The organism is Halomonas sp. LMYGS-3, from assembly GCF_059509875.1.
Genome location: NZ_JCAKFQ010000045.1, coordinates 1 through 20,621 on the forward strand (window position 1 = coordinate 1; position 20,621 = coordinate 20,621).

Sequence of the window (20,621 nt, forward strand, 5' to 3'; positions counted from 1 at the left end):
ACCCCGCCTCGCGGCGACGCAGTTACCTTCGGCTACGGGGTCATGGCTTACCCCGGTGCGGACTCTCACCGCACTGTGTGCACGCCTTCACGGGCGCACTGGGAGCCACGCTTTGCGGGGCGATGGCGGCGCGAAGCGGCGCGGGGCGGTCATCCACCAGGTTGGTGGTATCCGCCGAGGTGCCTGCGGCGCCGATCGCTCGGCAGAGCCAAGCTCCCACAGGCAGGGAGCCTACCACCCTGTGGGAGCCACGCTCTGCGGGGCGATGGCGGCGCGAAGCGGCGCGGGGCGGTCATCCACCTGGTTGGTGGTATCCGCCGAGGCGCCTGCGGCGCCGATCGCTCGGCAGAGCCAAGCTCCCACAGGCAGGGAGCCTACCACCCTGTGGGAGCCACGCTCTGCGGGGCGATGGCGGCGCGAAGCGGCGCTGGGCGGTGGTCTGCGGCGCTGGCGGTTGCCGCCGGGGCGCCTGCGGCGCCAATCGCGCAGAAAATCTGCGCTCCCACAGGGCAGGTATCCGCCACATGGGGGGCACCACTCCCCGTCTGTGGGAGCTGGGCTCTGCCCGGCGAATGGAGGCCGCAGGACTCCTAAGCGGCAGGATCCAACACAAGCAACACCGCCGGGGCGCCTTCGGCGCCATTCGCCCGGGGAACCCGAGCTCCCACTGGGTAATTTCACGCCAGTCCGCGAAGCGCCATTATTTTTCTACAGCGCCCGCCTGAGCGCCTCGAGCACCGAGCCGGTGTCGGGGCGCTTGCCGCGCCACTGGAAGAAGGACTCGGCGGCCTGCTCCACCAGCATGCCGAGGCCATCGACGGTGCTGGCGCCGCGCTCGGCGGCCCAGCGCAGGAAGACCGTGGGGTCGGCACCGTACATCATGTCGTAGGCCGTGGCCCCCGCGGTGAAGAGGTCGTCGGGCAGCGGTGGCAGGTCGCCGGCGAGGCTGGCGCTGGTGCCGTTGATCACCAGGTCGAACTCGCCCTCCAGCGCCTCGAACCCCCCGCCGCGGATCGCCCCCAGGTCGGCGAAATCCGCCGCCAGGCCCTCGGCCTTGCCGGCGGTACGATTGGCGATCATCAGGCTCGCCGGCTGTGCGGCCAGCAGCGGCTCGAGCACCCCGCGCACCGCCCCGCCGGCGCCCAGCACCAGGACGCGCGCACCGGCGAGCGTGACACCGTGGCGCTCGAGATCCCGCACCAGGCCCACGCCATCGGTAGTATCACCATAGGTCTGGCCGTTCTTGCCGAGGACCAGGGTGTTCACCGCCCCGGCCCGCCGGGCACGCGAGCTCAGGGTATCGCAGAGCCGGAAGGCGTCCTCCTTGAACGGCACGGTGACGTTGGCGCCCCGCCCCCCTTCGGCCGTGAACCTGCGCCAGGCGCCGGCGAAGTCGTCCAGCGGCGCCTCGATGGCGGTGTACTCGAGGGCCTCCCCGGTCTGGGTGGCGAAGGCGGCATGGATGGCCGGTGACTTCGAGTGGGCCACGGGGTTGCCGAAGACACAATAGCGGTCGGTCATGAAAACTCCTCGATCAGTCGGCCTGCTCGGCCTCGCCGAGCCAGTCGCGGGGGTGCAGATAGTCGCGATAGAGGACCTCCTCGGGGCTGCCGGGCGCGGGCGTCCAGCCATAGTGCCAGGCGGCCAGCGGCGGCATCGACATCAGGATCGACTCGGTGCGCCCGCCGCTCTGCAGCCCGAACAGGGTGCCGCGGTCCCATACCAGGTTGAACTCCACGTAGCGCCCGCGGCGGTAGAGCTGGAAGTCGCGCTCGCGCTCGCCCCAGGGCGTGTCGCGACGGCGGCGCACGATGGGCAGGTAAGCGTCGAGGAAGGCGTCGCCCACGGCGCGCTGGAAGGCGAAGCACCGCGCGAAGCCCCAGCCGTTGAGGTCATCGAAGAACAGGCCACCGACGCCGCGGGTCTCGTCGCGATGCTTGAGATAGAAGTAGTCGTCGCACCACGCCTTGTAGCGCGGATAGACCTCCTCGCCGAAGGGCGCACAGGCGTCCCGGGCCACCCGATGCCAGTGCACCACATCCTCGTGCACCGGGTAGAAGGGCGTCAGGTCGAAGCCGCCGCCGAACCACCACACCGGGGCCTCGCCGGCCGTCTCGGCGATGAAGAAGCGCACGTTGCCGTGGCTGGTGGGCACATGGGGGGTCTCGGGGTGCAGCACCCAGGAGACCCCCACCGCATGGAAGCTGCGTCCGGCGAGCTCCGGCCGCGCCGCGGTGGCCGACGGCGGCAGCCGCTCGCCGAAGACATGGGAGAAGTTGACGCCTCCCTTCTCGAACAGCGCCCCCTGCTCGAGCACCCGGGAGCGGCCACCGCCCCCTTCCGCCCGTTCCCAGACCTCCTCGCGGAAACCGGGGCCGCCATCCTCGGCGGCCAGGCCGTCACAGAGACGATCCTGAAGGTCGAGCAGGTAGCGCTTGACGTCATCGAGGTGGGCGTGGGCCACGGGGCCTCCTGAATCTGGGCGGAAGGGTGTCGGCGGCGCTCCGGCTCAGGAGCGCAGCACCCGGCCGGTGGCCAGGTCGCGGATGGTACTGGGGCGCTCGAGGCCACCCAGCGGGCCGTCGAGCACCGCATCGAGGGCGTCACCGAAGATCGTGCGCACCTCGTCGGCACTCATCGCCGGCGGCTCGCTGGCCTTGTTGGCCGAGGTCGAGACGATCGGCTTGCCGAAGGCCTCGCAGAGTTCCACCACCAGGGGATGGGCGCTGACCCGCAGCGCCACCCGGTCGTGGCCGCCCCGCACCAGGCCATGGCTACGGCCGTTGTCGGGTACCAGCCAGGTGTGGGGCCCTGGCCAGCTGGCCACCAGCGGCGCATGGAGCTCGAGCGGCAGCCCCTCGAGCCAGGGCGCGAACTGCTCGATGCGCGAGGCGACCAGGATCATGCCCTTGGCCGGATCGCGCTGCTTGAGCCGCAGCAGCCGGGCCAGCGCCTCGTCGTTGTCGGGATCGCAGCCGAGCCCCCAGACCGCCTCGGTGGGATAGGCGATCACCCCCCCGGCACGCAGCGCGGCAACGGTGGTCTCGAGCGAACAGACTTCGGTCATGAAACTCCTCGAAAATGGAAACGGTCGGCATGGCGACGACGCCTTCGGGCCGCGGCCATATGCTATCACGCTCCCGGTGACGACGGCAGACGCACCCAGCCCCCGACCGCCTGGGTGGCAAGCCCCTCCAGCTCGAGCTCGAGCAGCCGGCGCTGGCACTCGGCGATGCCCAGGCCGGACAGCCCCACCAGGGCATCCACCGGGGTGGGGGAACCACTCAGCCAATGCAGCAGGGGATCGTCCGCCGAGGGCGACGCATCGCCCGGCGGCGCCACCGATACCTCGGCGCCGACCCCCAGGCCCCACTGGGTGAGTTCGGCGAGGATATCGTCGAGCTCGCGGACCAGCACGGCGCCATCGCGGAGCAACTGCAGGCTGCCCCGGGCCTGGGGATTGTGGATCGAGCCCGGCAGCACGAAGACCTCGCGGCCCTGTTCGGTGGCCAGGCGGGCGCTGACCAGCGAGCCGCTCTTCTCGGCGGCCTCCACCACCAGCACCCCCAGCGAGAGCCCGGTGACGATGCGGTTGCGGCGCGGGAAGAAGCCGGGGCGGGCCCGGGTGCCGGGGGGATGCTCGGAGAGCAGCAGGCCGCCGGGCGCCTGCAGGCGCCGGTAGAGACGGTGATGGCGCGGCGGATAGACCAGGTCGACGCCGCAGCCGAGTACCGCCACGCTGCGCCCCCCGGCGTCCAGGGCGGCCTGCTGGGCGGCCCCATCGATGCCCAGCGCCATGCCGCTGACCACGCACCAGCCACGGCCGGCCAGCTCCCTGGCGAAGGTCGTGGCATTGCCGAGGCCTTCCCGGGTAGGACGGCGGGTGCCGACCACGGCGAGCCGCGGCGACGACAGCGCCTCGAGATCGCCCAGTGCCCAGAGCAGCGGTGGCGGATCGGCGATCTGGCCGAGCAGGTCGGGCCAGGCAGGATGGCCGGCATGCAGCAGGTGGCGGGCGGGATCCGCGGCGAGCCAGGCCTGGTCGGCCTCGAGCAGCGTGGTGAGGGGACTACGGGTGGGGTGATCGAGCCACAGCCGCAAGGCGGTGGCCGCCTCACCGGGCAGCGCGGCCAGCCACCCCTGTGGCCAGGCCGGCGACCGCTCGGCGATCGCCGCCAGTTGTCGACTGCCGACGCCCGGCAGACGGAAAAGCACCAGCCACTCCCTGGCCTGCATGACGCCCTCCCTCGGTGTTATGACGGTCTCAGCGCAGGGCAGTGCCCAGGGCACGCTGCGGGTTGTGCACCCGGTCGCCCACCTCCAGGATCCGGGTGGCCTGCATCACCAGGCCGTAGCTCATCTTCTCGTAGGGGCGGAAGACCATCACCAGGCCGGCCTCCTCGCCGGGCAGGCGCAACGCCTCGCTCGTGCGTGGGTCGTTGACCAGTTCGCCCTGCTGCTCGACCATCAACACATGGCCCGCCTCCAGGCCATCGCGACGGCCACGGTCCAGCGCCACCACCTGCAGACGGCCGATGAAGCGCACGCCGCCGGGCACCGCCAGGATACGGCCATCGACCTCGGTCTCGGGCGGACGCGGATAGAACTGGGTGATCAGCTCGCGGCTCTCCAATGGCAACACGATATCGTCGTTGCGCACCTCCTGGCGGGACGAGGTGACCTCCAGCACCACGATATCGTCCTCGCTGCGCGCGCGCCGCGCCTGGCCCACGCTCTCCAGCTCGAGGCCCAGCATTTCTCCGGACACCGCATCCACGTAGCGCTCGCCGACACGGTAGAGGCCGACCCGACCCCCGCCCTCCACGCGGCCCCGGGCATAGAGGCGATCGCCGACGCCGCTGATCAGGCGGCGGTCGGCGGCACCGACCACATAGGCCAGCTCGTCGAGGTCCTCCGGGTCGTCGATGACGCGGTGTTCGCTCAGGAAGTGCTGGATCGCCTCCAGGGGGATCGGCTCGATCGCATCACGGTGCGGCGTGGTGCGAACCCCGGGAGACAGCCGGACTTCCCCCTGGCCACGCTCCAGGCCGAGGCAGGGGCGACCGTTGCAGTCATAGAGATAGACGACGTCGCCGGGGTAGATCAGGTGTGGATTGCGAATCTGCGGATTGACCTGCCACACTTCGGGCCACTGCCAGGGGTGGCGCAGGAAGCGGCCGGAGATGTCCCACAGGGTGTCGCCCCGCACCACCGTGTAGCGCTCCGGGGCATCCCGCTGCAGGCCCTCCTCCCATGTCAGTCCCTGGGCCTGGACGGCACCCGCTGCCGCCGTTATCGCCAGGCCGAGTGCCGCCGCCTTCCCCAGGCTGCCCATCATGCGGCCCAGCCAGCGTCGCATGTCACGCCTCGTCGTCTGCCTCATCCCTGCTGCTCCCCGCGCTGCTCGCATCACGCCTGCCACCATGGAACGATGACGGCATGATATAGTCGTAATTAATCGATGCGATGCGTGACGGGCGGTTTCGTCACCGCTCGCCCGCTTCTAGAATAGTGTCATCCCCTGAATGACAGCATAACGGTGGTTCCAACGCCATGGCCAAATTACCCATCCTCGAATTTCCCGATGAGCGCCTGCGCACCAGGGCAGCGCCGGTCGAGGCGGTCGACGACGAGGTGCGCCAGCTGGTCGACGACATGCTCGAGACCATGTACGACGCCCGCGGTATCGGGCTCGCCGCGACCCAGGTGGATGTCCATCGCCGGGTGATCGTCATGGACGTCAGCGACAACCAGACCAGCCCCCTGGTGCTGATCAACCCGACCTATACGCCCATCGGCGACGAACGCGACCCGATGCAGGAGGGCTGCCTGTCGATTCCCGAGTACTATGCCGAGGTGCCACGCGCCCTGAAGGTGAACCTCAAGGCGCTGGACCGCGACGGCAAGCCCTATGAGCTGGACGCCGAGGGCCTGCTGGCCCACTGCATCCAGCACGAGCACGATCACCTCGAGGGGGTACTGTTCGTCGACTACCTCTCGCCACTCAAGCGTGAGCGGGTGCTGAAGAAGATGCAGAAGCGCCACAAGCAGATGCAACCCGCCTGAGACACCTTGTCCTGTGCTTCCATGAAGGCCGACGCCACAGCTGTCGGCCTTCGTCGTTTCGGGCCGGCTCCGTTATCATGACAAGCATCGCCCACTGGCAAGGCCCCCGAGATCATGTCCCGACCCCTGCGCGTCATCTTCGCCGGCACCCCCGACTTCGCTGCCGAGAGCCTGGCGGCGCTGCTGGCCAGCCGCCACCAGGTCATCGCCGTCTACACCCAGCCCGACCGTCCGGCCGGGCGCGGGCGCAAGCTGACCCCGAGCCCGGTCAAGACCCTGGCCCTGAAACACGACCTGCCGGTCCACCAGCCCGCCACTCTCAGGAGCGATGCGGCCCAGGCCGAGCTCGCCGCGCTGCGAGCCGATATCATGGTGGTGGTCGCCTACGGCCTGATCCTGCCTCGGGCGGTGCTCGACATTCCGCCGCTGGGCTGCCTCAACGTCCACGCCTCGCTGCTGCCGCGCTGGCGCGGCGCCGCCCCGATCCAGCGCGCCATCGAGGCCGGTGATGCCGAGAGCGGCGTGACCATCATGCAGATGGATGAGGGCCTGGATACCGGCGACATGCTGCTGATCCGGCGCACCCCGATCACCGCCACCACCACCGGCGGCGAGCTGCATGATTCCCTGGCCACGCTCGGCGGCGAGGCCATCGTCGAGACCCTGGATGCCCTGGCCGACGGCGGGTTGCCAGCCACCCCCCAGCCGGAAACCGGCGTCACCTATGCCGCCAAGCTCTCCAAGGCCGAGGCCGAGCTGGACTTCCGTCGGCCGGCCGCCGAGCTGGCCGCCCGCGTGCGAGCCTTCAATCCCTGGCCGGTCGCCTGGTGCGCCCTGGGCGAGGAACGCCTGCGACTGCTGATGGCCGAGACCGCCCCCCCGCAGGAGGGCGAGCCCCCGACGACGCCCGGCACCCTGCTGAGCCATGATGGCGAGGCGCTGCGCATCGCCGCAGGCCCGGAGGGCACCGAGGTGCTGCGGGTGACCCGCGCCCAGCTGCCCGGCGGCAAGCCGCTGGCGGTGCGCGAACTGCTCAAGGCCCGGGCCGAGCGCTTTCCCCCCGGCCTGGTGCTGGGCCGCTTCGACGAGGAGACCCCGGCATGAGTGCCGACATCCGAGACACCCGTCACCGAGGCCTTCACAACGACGGCGGTCTCGCGCTGCGCGCCACCGCCGCCCGGGCCCTGGTCCCGGTGATCACCGGCAAGGGCTCGTTGAACAGCCTGGACGACCACCAGGTGGTGGCCCGCGACCGCGCCCTGTTCAAGGCCCTCTGCTACGGTGCCTGCCGCACCCTGCCACGACTCGAGGCGCTGGCCGCCAAGCTGCTGGTGAAGCCCTTCAAGGCCCGTGATGCCGATGTGCAGGCGCTGTTGCTGATCGGCATCCACCAGCTGCTCTACCTGCGCATCCCGGCCCACGCCGCCGTGGGCGAGACCGCCGGCGCCGCCCGCCTGCTCGGCAAGGAGTGGGCCACCCGGGTGATCAACGGCTGCCTGCGTCGGTTGCAGCGCGAATCCGCCGCCCTGCAGGCCGAGGTGGACCAGGACCCGGCGGTGGCCTTGCTGCATCCGCGCTGGCTACTCAAGGTCCTGCGCCAGGCCTGGCCCGACGACTGGCGGGCCATCTGCGAGGCCAACAACGCGCCCGGCCCCATGACCCTGCGGGTCAACCGCCGCCACGGCGACCGCGAGGCCTATCTCGACCGGCTGGACGGTGCCGGCCTCAGCGCCCGGCTCTGCCCGCACGCCCCGGACGGAGTCACCCTCGGCACGCCCTGCGATGTCCACGCCCTGCCAGGCTTCGAGGAGGGGCACGTCAGCGTCCAGGACGAGGCCGCCCAGCTCTCCGCAGTACTGCTCGGCCCGGTGCTGGCACCACGGCCCGGCGCACGGGTACTGGATGCCTGCTGCGCCCCCGGCGGCAAGACGGCCCACCTGCTGGAGCTGTTCGATATCGACCTCCACGCGGTGGACAACGACGCCGTGCGCCTGGCCCGGGTCGAGGATGCCCTCTCCCGGCTCGGTCTCGTCGCCACCCTGGACCACGGGGATGCCACGCAGCGGGACTGGTGGGACGGCACGCCCTTCGACGCCATCCTGCTCGATGCCCCCTGCTCCGGCAGCGGCGTGATCCGGCGCCACCCGGACATCAAGCGACTGCGCCGCGCCTCGGACACCCCCAAGCTGGTCGAGCTGCAGGCACGACTGCTCGACAACCTCTGGTCGCTGCTGCGCCCCGGGGGTACCCTGCTCTACGCCACCTGCTCGGTACTTCCCGAGGAGAACGCCGAGCAGATCGGGGCGTTCCTGGCACGCACCCCGGACGCCGCGCCCACCACCCCGCACGATGTGGCCTGGGGCCGGCCCGCCGGCGCCGGGCGCCAGCTGCTGCCGGCACCGGACAGTCACGATGGCTTCTTCTATGCCAGACTGGTGAAGCAGGCGGGCTGATCCCGCCGCTACCTGCAACGATCCAGGGGAACCACCATGAGTCACCATACCTACAAGCATATCGAACTCACCGGGTCTTCCGAGCTGGGCCTCGAGGAGGCCATCAACAGCGCCATCGCCAAGGCCTCGGAGACCCTGCACGGCATGCGCTGGTTCGAGGTCGTCGATACCCGGGGGCATATCGAGCACGGTCGCGTCGCCCACTGGCAGGTGACGATCAAGATCGGCTTCACCCTCGACTGACCCCGGGCTCCGGGTCGCCCCTGTTCCCTGCACGGCACCTGGTTTATGCTGACGCCCCTGTTGCGGCGCACAAAATGCGCCGCCGGGGACAGCTGCGGACACGACAACAATGAAGATCATCATTCTCGGCGCCGGCCAGGTCGGCGGCACCCTGGCCGAACACCTGGCCCGCGAGGAGAACGACATCACGGTGGTGGACACCGACGGCGAACGGCTGCGCGAGCTGCACACCCGGCTCGACATCCGCACCGTGGTGGGCCCCGGCTCCTACCCCATGGTGCTGCGCCAGGCCGGTGGCGAGGACGCCGACATGCTGATCGCGGTGACCAGCCAGGACGAGGTCAACATGATCGCCTGCCAAGTCGCCCACACCCTGTTCCGCACCCCCACCAAGATCGCCCGGGTACGCGCCACCGCCTACCTCACCCGCAAGGGGCTGTTCGCCCACGAGGCGGTGCCCATCGACGTGCTGATCAGCCCCGAGCAGGTGGTCACCGACCACATCCGCCGGCTGATCGAGCACCCCGGCGCGCTGCAGGTGCTGGAGTTCGCCGGCGGCCTGGTGCAGCTGGTGGCGGTCAAGGCGGTCTACGGCGGCCCGCTGGTCGGCCAGGACCTCGGCTTCCTGCGCCGCCACATGCCCAGCGTCGACACCCGGGTGGCGGCCATCTACCGCCGCAACCGGCCGATCATCCCGCGCGGCGACACCGTGATCGAGGCCGACGACGAGGTGTTCTTCATCGCCGCGCGGCGCGACATCCGCGCGGTGATGAGCGAGCTGCGGCGTCTCGACCGCGATTTCCGCCGGGTGGTGATCGCCGGCGGCGGCAACATCGGCGAACGCCTCGCCGAGCACCTCGAGCACAGCCACCAGGTCAAGATCATCGAGCACGGCCTGGAGCGCTGCACCCAGCTCTCCGAGCGCCTCGACCGCACCGTGGTGCTGCACGGCAGCGCCACCAGCAAGCGGCTGCTCGAGGAGGAGAACATCGAGGACTGCGACATCTTCTGCGCCCTGACCAACGACGACGAGGTCAACATCATGTCGTCGATGCTGGCCAAGCGGATGGGCGCCAAGAAGGTGCTGACGCTGATCAACAACGCCGCCTACGTCGACCTGGTGCAGGGCGGCGAGATCGACATCGCCATCTCGCCACAGCAGGCGACCATCGGCAGCCTGCTGACCCACGTGCGGCGTGGCGACATCGTCAACGTCCACTCGCTGCGCCGCGGCGCGGCCGAGGCGATCGAGGCGATCGCCCACGGCGACACCCAGTCGTCGAAGGTGGTGGGCCGCGCGATCGGCGACATCGACCTGCCGCGGGGCACCACCATCGGCGCCATCGTGCGCGGCAAGGAGGTGCTGATCGCCCACGACGACGTGGTGGTGGAGTCGGGTGACCACATCATCCTGTTCGTGATCGACAAGCGCCGCATCCGCGACGTGGAGCGGCTGTTCCAGGTCGGCCTGACCTTCTTCTGATGGAGCCCCGGCGCCTTCCGATGGAATCACCACGCTGTGCGAGAGCCCCCCGCCCCCCGCTGCCCACCGCCCGACCTCGTGACACAAGGAGAGTCGCCCGATGAGCCTGCGCATGATCCTGCGCATCCTCGGCCTGCTGCTGATGCTGTTCAGCCTGACCCTGATGCCGCCGATCCTGATCTCGCTGCTGTTCCGGGACGGCCTGTGGGAGGCCTTCACCATCGCCATCGCCATCACGGTGCTCACTGGCGCGACCATGTACCTGCCCAACCGCCACGCCCGCAAGGAGCTGCGCACCCGGGACGGCTTCCTGATCGCCGCGCTGTTCTGGAGCGTGCTGGGGCTGTTCGGTTCGCTGCCGCTGATGCTGGCCGATGCCTCGGCGCTGTCGATCACCGACGCGGTGTTCGAGTCCTTCTCGGGGCTGACCACCACCGGCGCCACGGTGATCACCGGCATCGACTTCCTGCCCGAGTCGATGCGCTACTACCGCCAGCAGCTGCAGTGGCTGGGCGGCATGGGGATCGTGGTGCTGGCGGTGGCGATCCTGCCGACCCTCGGCGTCGGCGGCATGGCGCTCTACCGCACCGAGATCCCGGGGCCGCTGAAGGACTCCAAGCTGACCCCGCGCATCACCGAGACCGCCAAGGCGCTGTGGTACATCTACGCGGCCCTGACCCTCACCTGCTTCCTCGCCTATCTGGCCGCCGGCATGAACTGGTTCGACGCTCTCGGCCACAGCTTCTCCACCGTCGCCATCGGCGGCTTCTCCACCTACGACGCCAGCATCGGGCACTTCGACAGCGCCACCATCGAGCTGATCTGCGTGGGGTTCATGATCGTCTCGGCGATGAGTTTCAGCCTGCACTTCGCCGCCTGGCGCGAGAAGCGCCTGACCCAGTACTTTCAGGACCCGGAGGCACGCTTCCTGCTGCTGTTCCTGGCCGGATTGACCGTGATCACCGTGGTCACGCTGTGGCTGACCGCCACCTACGATACCCAGCGCGGCCTGCGCCACGGCCTCTTCCAGGTGGTCTCGGTGGCCACCACCTCCGGCTTCGGCGTCGCCGACTTCGCCGCCTGGCCGGGGGCCCTGCCCTTCCTGCTGTTCGTCGCCGCCTTCGTCGGCGGCTGCTCCGGCTCCACCGGCGGCGGCATGAAGGTGATCCGCATCATCCTGATCCTCAAGCAGGGCATGCGCGAGGTGACGCGCCTGATCCACCCCAACGCGGTGATCGCGGTGAAGGTGGGCAAGGTCAGCGTGCCCGACGGCATCGCCCAGGCGGTGTGGGGCTTCTTCTCGGTCTACGTGATGCTGTTCTTCCTGATGCTGGTGGGGGTGATGGCCACCGGCGTCGACCAGGTCACCGCCTGGTCGACGGTCGCCTCCTGCCTCAACAACCTGGGGCCGGCGCTCGGCGAGGCCACGAGCCACTACGGCGACCTGCCGGTGCTCGCCAAGTGGATCCTGGTGGTGGCCATGCTGCTCGGACGCCTAGAGATCTTCACCGTGCTGGTGCTGTTTACCCCGGCCTTCTGGCGGCGCTAGCAGAATGCGAATTCACTGCCGGCATGGTTTGGCCCATCGCCCGGCTTCGTGGATAATCACTGTCTCACCCCTTCGAACCGAGCGTCCATGACCGACTCCCAGGACCCCGTGATCGCCCCCCGCCGGGATGACGCCATCAGCGGCCCGCGCCGGATCGTCCAGGTGGGCGACACCCGCTACACCCTGCTGGGCACCGCCCACGTCTCCGCCGAGAGCGCCGCGGACGTCCGCGAGTCGATACGCTCCGGCGAATTCGATGCCGTGGCCATCGAGCTGTGTGGCTCGCGCCACCAGAGCCTCGACAACCCGGATGCCATGGCCAGCCAGGACCTGTTCGAGATCTTCCGCCAGGGCAAGGCCGGCATGGTGGCCGCCAGCCTGGCGCTGGGCGCCTTCCAGCAGCGGGTCGCCGAGCAGTCGGGGATCGAACCCGGCGCCGAGATGCGCGCCGCCCTGGAGGAGACCCGCCGCGCCGACCTGCCGCTGCTGTTGATCGATCGCGACGTGGGCATCACCCTCAAGCGCATCTACCACAACGTGCCCTGGTGGCAGCGCTTCGCGTTGTTCTCGGGGCTGCTCGGCAGCGTGATGTCACGCCAGGAGGTCTCGGCCGAGGAGATCGAGCGACTCAAGGAGGGGGATGTCCTGGAGTCCACCTTCAGCGAGTTCGCCGCCGAGTCCGAGACCCTCTACATCCCGCTGATCACCGAGCGCGATCGCTACATGGTGCTGCGCCTGGCGGAAGAGGCGCCGCCGGGGCGCTACCGCAACGTGCTGGTGGTCATCGGCGCCGGCCACATGAAGGGCATGGCCGAGCAGCTGGAAGCCCCGCTGCCCGACTCCCCTACCCCAGAGCGCGAGCGCCTGGAGGCCACCCCGCCGCCTTCTCGACTGTGGCGGGCGCTGCCCTGGCTGATCACCATCCTGGTGCTGACCGGCTTCGCCATCGGCTTCTCGCGCAATACCGACCTCGGCTGGCAGCTGGTCGGCGAATGGTTCCTGATCAACGGCGTGCTCTCGGGGCTCGCCACCCTGGCGGCGCTGGCCCACCCGGTGACGGTGGTCGCCACCGTGTTCGCCGCCCCGCTCACCTCGCTCAACCCCACCATCGGTGCCGGCTTCGTTGCCGCCGGGGTGGAGTTGTTCATGCGCAAGCCCAAGGTCCGGGACTTCTCGACCCTGCGCCACGACGTCACCGAGCTCAAGGGCTGGTGGCGCAACCGGGTCTCGCGCACCCTGCTGGTCTTCCTGGCCGCCACCATCGGCTCCGCCGCCGGCACCTGGATCGCCGGCTTCCGTATCGCGGGAGCCCTGTTCGGCAGCCCGGCCTGATCAGCGCGGCCGTTCCAGCAATCGTTGCATCGCCGCCGTCGGCGCCTCGAGCTTCTCGAAGCGCCGGCTGGCGGCGTAGCTGTCGTTGAAGGCGTCGAAATAGTCGTCGAGGATATCGGCGGCCGTCGCATCACCGCTCTGGCGTAGCAGCTCGGCGGCGACCTCGGCGGTGCACAGGTGGGCGCTGGACGCCGGCTTGCGCAGCCGGTAGCGGGTCAGGCGCTGGGTGGCCAGCGGCAGTACCGGCAGGCCATCGAGGTAGGGGCTCTTGCGGAAGATGCGTCGTGCCTGGCGCCAGGTGCCGTCGAGCAGGACAAAGACCGGGATCCGGCCATTCCCCTTCGCTCGCTCGACGGCAGCCACCCCCACTACCCGATCGGCGTAGTCCGGCTGGTCGTCCGGGAAGATCACGAAGGGGGCGTAGCGCTCGTCCGCGAGCAGGGTCAGCAGGCGTGGATCCGGGGCGGTGCGATACCAGGTGAACACCTCGGTGCCCGGCAGCACGTCGCGGATCAGCCGCCCCGTATTGGTGGGCTTGTGGTGCTCGAGCGGATGGGTCAGCAACCACACCCGGACCACACTCTCGCCGGTGACCCGATAGGGGCAGAGGCAATTGAGTTCGGGCAGATTGCACCCCGGGCAGCGCGCCACGCAGCTGCCGCGCGCCTTGAACTCGCGCCGTGGCGGGCGGGGATGGCCGGTGGCCGGATCATGGGCGATGACGGTGTCGTGGGGGGAGTCGTCCTGCATGGCGCGTCGTCGTGGGGAATGGGCCCGCATTCTAGCATGCAGCCACCACTCCCGACGCGTCAGCCCACCAGGGTTTCCGGCATCCACAGGCGCCCTTCGCGTCTCCAGTGGCGGACCAGCGCCGGCACCCCCTTGCCGGCGGGCTGGCTGAGCCGCACGACCCCGGGTGGTGCCAGCACATGGGCCTCGGGGTCGACCAGCACGCAGTCGATATCCAGCGGGGCATGTTCCAGCAGCGAGGCGGCCGGCATCACCGCCAGCGAGGTGCCCACCACCAGCAACAGGTCGGCGGTGCCGGCGATCTCGCAGGCCTCGGCGAAGTGCGGCACCGCCTCGCCGAACCAGACCACGTCGGGGCGCAGCTGGCTGCCCTTGTCGCACAAATCGCCCAGGGCGATGCCGCCACGGGGCAGCGGATAGCGCATGCGCGGGTCCACCGAAGAGCGCGCCTGGAGGATCTCCCCGTGCAGATGCAACACGTGGCGCGACCCGGCCCGTTCGTGGAGATCGTCGATGTTCTGGGTGATGATGCTGACCCGGAACCCCTCCCTCTCCAGCGCCGCCAAGGCCTTGTGGGCGGCGTTGGGGCGAGCCCGGCGCACCTGCTCGCGACGCTGGTCGTAGAAGCGCAGCACGCGCTCGGGGTCACGCCGCCAGGCCTCGGGCGTGGCGACCTCCTCGATGGGATGGTCGGCCCAGAGGCCATCGCTGGCGCGGAAGGTCTGGATGCCGCTCTCGGCGCTGATGCCGGCACCGCTCAGCACCACCAGATGAGGTCGGCACGGCTTACCCATGGGATGTCTCGTCATCATGCGGTTCGTGGTCGCTCAGTACACCAGGCCGTTGCCGTCGGTGCCGACGAAGCGCCGCTTGTTGCGGTAGGGGAAGACGTCGATCACCCGTCCGTCGCGAATGGCCTGCTGCAGCCCCTTCCAGTAGTCGGCGTCGAACAGCTCCGGATGCAGCTCGTAGAAGAGCTTGCGCAGGCGGATATCGGCGAACAGGAAGGGGCCGAACTCCTCGGGGAAAATATCATTGGGCCCCACCGAGTACCAGGGCTCGCTGGAGAGCTCCTGCTCCGGATACATCGGCTCGGGAATATGGCGGAAGTTGCACTCGGTCAGGTAGCAGATCTCGTCGTAGTCGTAGAAGATCACCCGGCCGTGGCGGGTGACCCCGAAGTTCTTCAGCAGCATGTCACCGGGAAAGATGTTGGCCGCCGCCATCTGCTTGATGGCGTTGCCGTAGTCCTTGAGGATCGCGTGGGTCTCGGCCTGGTCGCACTGCTCCAGGTAGAGGTTGAGCGGTGTCATCATGCGCTCGGTGTAGCAGTGCTTGATGATCACCTTGCCGTCACGCAGCTGCACCGTGGACGGCGCCACCTCGAGCAGATGCTCCAGGCACTCGGGGTCGAAGTGGTCGGCCCGGGTGATGAAGTTGGAGAACTCCTGGGTGTCGGCCATGCGCCCCACCCGGTCGTGGCGCTTGACCAGGTGGTACTTGTCGCGCACGTTGTCGCGGCTCATCTCCTTGGAGGGATCGAAACGGTCCTTGATGATCTTGAACACCGTGCGATAGGACGGCAGCACGAACACCGCCATGACCATGCCGCGCACCCCGGGAGCGATGATGAACTTGTCCTCGCGCTTGGCCACCTGACGGTTCAGGCCGCGGAAGAACTCGGTCTTGCCGTGCTTGTAGAAGCCGATGGCCGAGTAGAGCTCGCCCTCGGGCTTGTCGGGCATCAGTTCCTGCAGGAAATCGACGAATTCGCCGGGCACCTGCACCTCGACCTGGAAGTAGGCGCGGGTGAAGGAGAAGATGATCGACACCTCCTCCGGCTCGATGATCACCGTATCCAGGTGCAGGCCCTCGCTGGCCTCCTGCCGCTCGCCATGCAGGATGGGCAGGACCAGCGGCACCTGTACCCCGCCGCCGCGGATGCGCCCCACCAGGTAGGCGCCCTTGTTGCGATAGAAGACGCTCTTGAGCAGCTCGACCTCGGTGTCGACGGCGTCGAGGATCGCCGCCGGCAGGTGGCCGGAGAGGAAGTCCGCCCCCAGGCGGACATCGCGCTCGAGATCCTCGAAGGGGGGGTCGAGCGGCGCCTCGGTCAGCGCCCAGCGCAGCGCCCTGGTCCAGTCCCCCTCCACGCCTCGGCGGCGCGTCAGGGTGATACCGGAATGGTGGGCGGCGGCCTCGCGGGAGCTGTAGACGAACATCCAGTCGTTGCGGATGTGCCGGTGGTGGAAGATCGAGCAGAACAGCGAATTGAAGTAGGTCTCGGCCAGCTCGTAATCGAGCCGCTGGCTAATCAACTCGGCGTAGTGGCCCCGCGCCTCGCGCCAGCATTCGCAGTGGGTCAGCTCATCGTCGTCGAAGGTCCGTTGCAGGCGCACCAGCGTCTCCTCGACCTTCTCGTCATAGAGGTTGATGCGGTCCGCCGAGGCCTGCTGGGCCTCGCGCCAGGCGGCGTCGCGGAAGCGCCGACGGGCATCCGCGGTGATCTCCTTGAAGCGCGAGCGGTACTCGTCGAAGCCGTGCAGGATCGTGGCGGCGAGGCGGTAGGCGGGCGAAAGCTTCATGGCGGACTCCGGGCGGCTTGAAATGCCAGCATCGCGGATTCCGTCGACATTCGCGAGCCGACCATGGTGGAGGTCGCTGTAGTGCCGCGACGCCCCGGCTCCCGCTGCCGGCGATCCTCTGGACGTGGGGCAGCCCGCTACCAGGGTAGCGGTTCGCCGTTGCTGTGCCAGAAGCTGCCGGTGGTCTCGAGGGTCAGCGCCTCGATGCGCTCGGCGATGCCGGCGGCCGCCTCCTCGGGAGTGATCAGGCCACCGAAGTCGACCATGCGCGTCTTCACGTAGCCCGGGTGGAGCTGGATCACCGCGATGCCGCGGGGCGCCAGGTCCATGGCCAATGACTTGCCGAAGGCGTTGAGCGCCGCCTTGGAGGCCCGGTAGCCGTAGCGACCCCCGGAGTCGTTGTCGGCGATCGACCCCATGCGGCTGCTGATGTTGGCCACCTTGCCGCCCTCGCCCAGGTTGCCCAGCAGCGCTTCGGTGACCCGCAGTGGGGCATAGGCGTTGATCTCCATCTGCTCGCGAATCGAGTCGAAGTCGATCTCGCCCAGCACCTCGTCGCGCAGCCGGCCGGCGTTGTTGATCAGCAGGTCCAGGTGCTCGCCGGAGATCTCACGGGCCAGGCGCGCCACGTCCTCGGCGGAGGTCACGTCGATGCCCTCGATCACCCGCTCGGCCGCCTCGGCCAGCTCGTAGGACGCCGTGCGGCAGATGCCGATCACCCGCCAGCCGGCGGCATGGTAGTGGCGGGCCAGTGCCAGGCCGACGCCGCGGTTGGCGCCGGTGATCAGTACAGTGGAAGGCATGGCGAACTCCTTGGTCATGTGAGGTGGGCAATACTTACTGGCACGTTGGGGGGGACGAGCAAGACTTCAACTGCACCTCGCCAAGGGGCGCACCATGCCGGCCACGATCACCGGCTCGAGGCGACTGGCGAGCGACGCTCAAGGTCGGGCGACCCATTGCCCCCTCAAAGCCGGGTTGCGGTAGAATCGGGCCTTGCCGCAACACAGCCGACGCGACGAGGACCACCGTGGCGAGATCACCTGCCGACCATCACCGGGAAGCCAAACGCGTGACCTACCTGGCCGCCTGGCTGGATGGCCTGCTGGGCCTGGCCAAGGTCATCGTCGGCGGCCTGGTGGGCTCGGCCGCCCTGGTCGCCGACGGCATCCACTCCTTTTCCGACCTGGTCACCGACGGCCTGGTGCTGGCCGCCACCCACTACGGGCGCCAGGGGCCGGACGAGGACCACCACTACGGCCATGGCCGGATCGAGACCCTGGCCACCCTCTTCCTCGGCAGCGTGCTGATCTTCGTCGCCGGCGGCATCGCCTGGTCGAGCCTGCACCGCCTGTTCTCGGCCACGATGATCGCGCCACCGGGCCTCTGGGCCATGCTGCTGGTGCTGGTCGCCCTGCTCGCCAAGGAGGCGCTCTTCCATGTCACCATGCGGGTCGCCAAGCGGGTGAAGTCCCGCCTGCTGGAGGCCAACGCCTGGCACTCCCGCTCCGATGTGCTCTCTACCGCCGTGGTGCTGGTGGCGCTGGTGGCGGCCCAGTTCGGCGTCGGCTGGCTGGATGCGGTCGCCGCGGTGATCGTCGGCCTGCTGGTGGGCAAGGTCGGCTGGGACCTGCTCTGGGAATCCGGGCGCGAACTGGTCGACACCGCCCTGCCCATGGAGGAACAGGCGAGGATGCACCAGGTGGCGCTGGACGTCCCGGGCGTTGTGGGGGTCCACGACCTGCGCACCCGCCAGTCGGCGGGGCGCGCCATGCTCGATCTGCACGTGGTGGTGTCACCGCGCATCAGCGTCTCGGAGGGCCACGAGATCGGCAACGAGGTGAGCCGCCGGCTGCGCCGCGCCTACCCCGCCCTCACCGACCTGACCTTCCACATCGACCCGGAGGACGACGCCGGCGAAGGGGATCCCAGTCGCTTCCCCGGGCTGCCGCTGCGCCCCGAAGTGGAAGCGGCCCTCGCCGCGCGCTGGTCGTCCCAGGCCGCCTGGCCCTGGCTGCGTAACCTGGAACTGCACTACCTGGATGGCGCGGTGACGGTGGTCGCCTGCCTCGACGAGCAGGCTCCCCTGGAGAGCCAGGCCGTGGCGGCCGAGCTGGAGGCCAGCGCCCGCGACCTCGCCTGGCTGTCCCATGTGGAGGTGTGCCGCCTGGCCGGCAACGACCCGCCCGCAGTGACCCGTACCGCCGGTAGCCCCCGGTAGCCGAGGGCGAGACGCTACCCTTCCGTGTGACACGCGGGCGCTATATCCCTTCAACCGCGATAGCGGGCGGCGCACGGAAGATCGAAAGTGAGCGCAGTACCCAGACTCGGACTTTTTCCATCAACGGTTCAAAGCGGTAGATGGCCGAACGCCGCCCGGAGGGCTCACGTACTGTCTCCAGCAGCCCATCCTGCAGCAGCACACGCGAGAAACGAGCCGCCGTTTTTGACGGAATGCCCGCACTGCGGGTGAAACGGCTATTGAGAAACACAGGCGAGGTGAACATATAGTCCAGTGCCGCCACCGAGTACTTGGATGCCAGCAGCTCCGCGAAGCGTAGCTTCATCTTCTCGTAGCAGTCGCGGATCTCCTGGGCCACCCTCAGGTTCTCGATGGCCTGCTTCGCCACGGCGGTAAAGAAGAAATCACACCACCCCCCCCCAGTCGCCGTGCGCCGATACCTCGCGCAGCCCCCGAATGTACGCGTCCTTGTAATCTTCGAAGTAGCGACTGACATAGAAATGCGGGGCGGAAATCGCGCCTCCCTGCCACAGCATCAGCGTAATCAACATCCGCCCCACCCGGCCGTTGCCATCCTTGAAGGGGTGTAGCGCCTCGAACTCGGCGTGGGCCAGGGCCGTGCGCAACAGGATCGGCATGCTGTCGTCACCGATCAGATTGAACAGTGCCTCCATACCGATGGCGAGCTGTTCCGGGGCGATGGGCACGAAGCTGATCTCACGGCTGCCACGCTCGCCGATGTAGTTCTGCTCCCCCTTGTAAGCCCCTGGCGACTTGCCAGCTCCCCTGCCAAAGGATAGCAACTGCTGATGAATGCTCTTGACCAGGGACTCCGAGAAGGGACGGCCTTCCTCCAATTGCCGCTGGGCCGTATTCAATGCACGCCGGTACAGCGCGGTCTCGATGACATCGGAACGAAATTCCCAGACCGCATCCTCGCCATCGTCGCCATACTCGGCCTCCAACTGGAAGATTTCATCCATGGTGCTGATCGTGCCTTCCATGCGTGAGGAAACTACCGCCTCCTGGCCACGCAGAGGCACCAGAAATATCTCGCTGTTATGCATACTCTGGAGCATCTGGTCATAGCGCGCCAGCGCCTCGGTGGCCTCCAGCAAGGCAGGAAGCAGTTGGCCATAGTCAAGGGTCGCCGGTGGAAACTGGCCGGTGTGGTAGTGTATGGCATTACTGATATCGAGCTTCATCCCGACGTCACCCCGTGAGCAGAGGACTTTGTTGCCCATTCTGAGACAAATATGAGCAACAAACCAGCTTGTCTCCCATGGATAAGCAACAGCCCTCTTTGTTGCTCACAACTGTGCCTTGTATGTCCAACAAGCAGGATTAACGCTCACGGATGCGCCACAACACACCTTGTGGCTCATGACTTCACCCTCTATTAGCAACAAACCCTTCGCCCACCTGCGGCCAGGAGCAACCGGGCAAGCCTAGCTGGAACGACAGGACCGACCAGCACGGCCAAGTGGAGTACACCTGGCCTAGCCGTTTCATCGCACTGCCACACGCATCATCACTGTCGCCAATGCTCCGTCATTCGATCACCGTAGACTGTTCAGTCCGCCACCATGTCCAGGAGCCCCGGCATGACCGATCCGAACTGAGGAATCCCCAGAAATATTTCCGCATTATCAATATGTTGGGCATGGATGGATGGCAGGCTGCCAGCGCTGCCGGTCCCTATGGGGTCAGACCCCGGCGGCGTCGAATCCGCTCGCAAGGCGCAGCATGACGGGCTTGGTGACTCGGTTGGGGTCTGACCCCATAGGGGCAGCCTCGGCGCCTTCCTAAGAAACCCGCTGCCTGACGGCTTGCACCGGCGCGAGTTCGAAGCCGAGTGACTTGGCGCGTCGCTGCAGGTTGCTCACCAGGCGTTGCCGGTAGCGCGCCTCGTAGTAGT

The 20,621-nt window shown here is 68.6% G+C and carries 19 protein-coding genes; 8 read left to right on the forward strand and 11 right to left on the reverse strand.

Annotated elements, in window-relative coordinates; translation table 11 throughout:
• Nucleotides 1–708: 708 nt before the first annotated feature.
• From aroE to AC5W54_RS21635, 5 genes are all read right to left on the reverse strand, one after another.
• Entirely contained in the window at nucleotides 709–1,521 is an 813-nt protein-coding gene (gene aroE / locus AC5W54_RS21615) for a shikimate dehydrogenase (RefSeq protein WP_495964167.1), read from the reverse strand.
• 13 nt (nucleotides 1,522–1,534) lie between these two features.
• Complete coding sequence (gene hemF / locus AC5W54_RS21620; RefSeq protein ID WP_495964168.1) at nucleotides 1,535–2,464, reverse strand: oxygen-dependent coproporphyrinogen oxidase; 930 nt, start codon at nucleotides 2,462–2,464, stop codon at nucleotides 1,535–1,537.
• A gap of 45 nt (nucleotides 2,465–2,509) precedes the next feature.
• Nucleotides 2,510–3,067 (reverse strand): L-threonylcarbamoyladenylate synthase type 1 TsaC, encoded by a 558-nt coding sequence (tsaC, locus tag AC5W54_RS21625; protein ID WP_495964169.1) that lies wholly within the window; start codon nucleotides 3,065–3,067, stop codon nucleotides 2,510–2,512.
• Between the two features lie 65 nt (nucleotides 3,068–3,132).
• Complete coding sequence (gene dprA, locus AC5W54_RS21630) at nucleotides 3,133–4,236, reverse strand: DNA-processing protein DprA (RefSeq protein ID WP_495964170.1); 1,104 nt, start codon at nucleotides 4,234–4,236, stop codon at nucleotides 3,133–3,135.
• Nucleotides 4,237–4,264: 28 nt separating this feature from the next.
• Complete coding sequence (locus tag AC5W54_RS21635) at nucleotides 4,265–5,383, reverse strand: LysM peptidoglycan-binding domain-containing protein (RefSeq protein WP_495964171.1); 1,119 nt, start codon at nucleotides 5,381–5,383, stop codon at nucleotides 4,265–4,267.
• A 170-nt stretch (nucleotides 5,384–5,553) separates the two neighbouring features.
• On the opposite strand from AC5W54_RS21635, the gene def reads away from it, so the two are divergent.
• The 7 genes from def to AC5W54_RS21670 all read left to right on the forward strand — a co-directional run bounded on the left by def (nucleotide 5,554) and on the right by AC5W54_RS21670 (nucleotide 13,126).
• On the forward strand, nucleotides 5,554–6,066 hold the full coding sequence (gene def, locus AC5W54_RS21640; protein WP_495964172.1) for a peptide deformylase: 513 nt from the start codon (nucleotides 5,554–5,556) through the stop codon (nucleotides 6,064–6,066).
• Between the two features lie 114 nt (nucleotides 6,067–6,180).
• Nucleotides 6,181–7,170, forward strand: a complete 990-nt coding sequence (gene fmt, locus AC5W54_RS21645) for a methionyl-tRNA formyltransferase (protein WP_495964173.1) — start codon at nucleotides 6,181–6,183, stop codon at nucleotides 7,168–7,170.
• Nucleotides 7,167–8,519, forward strand: coding sequence for a 16S rRNA (cytosine(967)-C(5))-methyltransferase RsmB (rsmB, locus tag AC5W54_RS21650; RefSeq protein ID WP_495964174.1), 1,353 nt, complete (start codon nucleotides 7,167–7,169; stop codon nucleotides 8,517–8,519). The genes fmt and rsmB overlap by 4 nt, the downstream gene beginning before the upstream one ends.
• A gap of 36 nt (nucleotides 8,520–8,555) precedes the next feature.
• Nucleotides 8,556–8,762, forward strand: coding sequence for a dodecin (locus tag AC5W54_RS21655; RefSeq protein ID WP_495964175.1), 207 nt, complete (start codon nucleotides 8,556–8,558; stop codon nucleotides 8,760–8,762).
• Nucleotides 8,763–8,871: 109 nt separating this feature from the next.
• The gene (gene trkA / locus AC5W54_RS21660; RefSeq protein WP_495964176.1) at nucleotides 8,872–10,245 is read left to right on the forward strand and encodes a Trk system potassium transporter TrkA; all 1,374 of its coding nucleotides are present in this window, start codon (nucleotides 8,872–8,874) and stop codon (nucleotides 10,243–10,245) included.
• Between the two features lie 100 nt (nucleotides 10,246–10,345).
• Nucleotides 10,346–11,794, forward strand: a complete 1,449-nt coding sequence (locus AC5W54_RS21665; RefSeq protein ID WP_495964177.1) for a TrkH family potassium uptake protein — start codon at nucleotides 10,346–10,348, stop codon at nucleotides 11,792–11,794.
• 87 nt (nucleotides 11,795–11,881) lie between these two features.
• Nucleotides 11,882–13,126, forward strand: coding sequence for a TraB/GumN family protein (locus AC5W54_RS21670; RefSeq protein WP_495964178.1), 1,245 nt, complete (start codon nucleotides 11,882–11,884; stop codon nucleotides 13,124–13,126).
• On the opposite strand, the gene AC5W54_RS21675 is transcribed toward AC5W54_RS21670, so the two are convergent.
• From AC5W54_RS21675 to AC5W54_RS21690, 4 genes are all read right to left on the reverse strand, one after another.
• The gene (locus tag AC5W54_RS21675) at nucleotides 13,127–13,876 is read right to left on the reverse strand and encodes a tRNA-uridine aminocarboxypropyltransferase (RefSeq protein ID WP_495964179.1); all 750 of its coding nucleotides are present in this window, start codon (nucleotides 13,874–13,876) and stop codon (nucleotides 13,127–13,129) included.
• Nucleotides 13,877–13,935: 59 nt separating this feature from the next.
• Entirely contained in the window at nucleotides 13,936–14,670 is a 735-nt protein-coding gene (locus tag AC5W54_RS21680; protein ID WP_495964180.1) for an SIR2 family NAD-dependent protein deacylase, read from the reverse strand.
• A gap of 33 nt (nucleotides 14,671–14,703) precedes the next feature.
• The gene (gene aceK, locus AC5W54_RS21685; protein ID WP_495964181.1) at nucleotides 14,704–16,461 is read right to left on the reverse strand and encodes a bifunctional isocitrate dehydrogenase kinase/phosphatase; all 1,758 of its coding nucleotides are present in this window, start codon (nucleotides 16,459–16,461) and stop codon (nucleotides 14,704–14,706) included.
• Nucleotides 16,462–16,598: 137 nt separating this feature from the next.
• Nucleotides 16,599–17,264 (reverse strand): SDR family oxidoreductase, encoded by a 666-nt coding sequence (locus tag AC5W54_RS21690; protein WP_495964182.1) that lies wholly within the window; start codon nucleotides 17,262–17,264, stop codon nucleotides 16,599–16,601.
• A gap of 227 nt (nucleotides 17,265–17,491) precedes the next feature.
• On the opposite strand from AC5W54_RS21690, the gene AC5W54_RS21695 reads away from it, so the two are divergent.
• Nucleotides 17,492–18,682: a cation diffusion facilitator family transporter gene (locus AC5W54_RS21695; RefSeq protein WP_495964183.1), complete on the forward strand. Its 1,191-nt coding sequence runs from the start codon at nucleotides 17,492–17,494 to the stop codon at nucleotides 18,680–18,682.
• 40 nt (nucleotides 18,683–18,722) lie between these two features.
• Here AC5W54_RS21695 and AC5W54_RS21700 read toward each other — a convergent pair whose 3' ends face one another.
• Together AC5W54_RS21700 and AC5W54_RS21705 are read right to left on the reverse strand one after the other, a co-directional pair.
• Entirely contained in the window at nucleotides 18,723–19,061 is a 339-nt protein-coding gene (locus AC5W54_RS21700) for a hypothetical protein (protein WP_495964184.1), read from the reverse strand.
• A 46-nt stretch (nucleotides 19,062–19,107) separates the two neighbouring features.
• Nucleotides 19,108–19,908, reverse strand: a complete 801-nt coding sequence (locus AC5W54_RS21705; protein ID WP_495964185.1) for a Fic family protein — start codon at nucleotides 19,906–19,908, stop codon at nucleotides 19,108–19,110.
• Nucleotides 19,909–20,621 lie beyond the last annotated feature (713 nt).

Excerpts from the sequence above, each read along its gene's own strand:
- AC5W54_RS21670 (WP_495964178.1), top strand. The coding sequence starts at position 11,882 with ATGACCGACTCCCAGGACCCCGTGATCGCCCCCCGCCGGGATGACGCC.
- AC5W54_RS21655 (WP_495964175.1), top strand. The coding sequence starts at position 8,556 with ATGAGTCACCATACCTACAAGCATATCGAACTCACCGGGTCTTCCGAG.
- AC5W54_RS21680 (WP_495964180.1), bottom strand. The coding sequence starts at position 14,670 with ATGGGTAAGCCGTGCCGACCTCATCTGGTGGTGCTGAGCGGTGCCGGC.
- rsmB (WP_495964174.1), top strand. The coding sequence starts at position 7,167 with ATGAGTGCCGACATCCGAGACACCCGTCACCGAGGCCTTCACAACGAC.
- AC5W54_RS21675 (WP_495964179.1), bottom strand. The coding sequence starts at position 13,876 with ATGCAGGACGACTCCCCCCACGACACCGTCATCGCCCATGATCCGGCC.
- AC5W54_RS21705 (WP_495964185.1), bottom strand. The coding sequence starts at position 19,908 with ATGAAGCTCGATATCAGTAATGCCATACACTACCACACCGGCCAGTTT.
- aroE (WP_495964167.1), bottom strand. The coding sequence starts at position 1,521 with ATGACCGACCGCTATTGTGTCTTCGGCAACCCCGTGGCCCACTCGAAG.
- dprA (WP_495964170.1), bottom strand. The coding sequence starts at position 4,236 with ATGCAGGCCAGGGAGTGGCTGGTGCTTTTCCGTCTGCCGGGCGTCGGC.
- def (WP_495964172.1), top strand. The coding sequence starts at position 5,554 with ATGGCCAAATTACCCATCCTCGAATTTCCCGATGAGCGCCTGCGCACC.
- fmt (WP_495964173.1), top strand. The coding sequence starts at position 6,181 with ATGTCCCGACCCCTGCGCGTCATCTTCGCCGGCACCCCCGACTTCGCT.
- AC5W54_RS21690 (WP_495964182.1), bottom strand. The coding sequence starts at position 17,264 with ATGCCTTCCACTGTACTGATCACCGGCGCCAACCGCGGCGTCGGCCTG.
- tsaC (WP_495964169.1), bottom strand. The coding sequence starts at position 3,067 with ATGACCGAAGTCTGTTCGCTCGAGACCACCGTTGCCGCGCTGCGTGCC.
- trkA (WP_495964176.1), top strand. The coding sequence starts at position 8,872 with ATGAAGATCATCATTCTCGGCGCCGGCCAGGTCGGCGGCACCCTGGCC.
- aceK (WP_495964181.1), bottom strand. The coding sequence starts at position 16,461 with ATGAAGCTTTCGCCCGCCTACCGCCTCGCCGCCACGATCCTGCACGGC.
- AC5W54_RS21635 (WP_495964171.1), bottom strand. The coding sequence starts at position 5,383 with ATGAGGCAGACGACGAGGCGTGACATGCGACGCTGGCTGGGCCGCATG.
- AC5W54_RS21665 (WP_495964177.1), top strand. The coding sequence starts at position 10,346 with ATGAGCCTGCGCATGATCCTGCGCATCCTCGGCCTGCTGCTGATGCTG.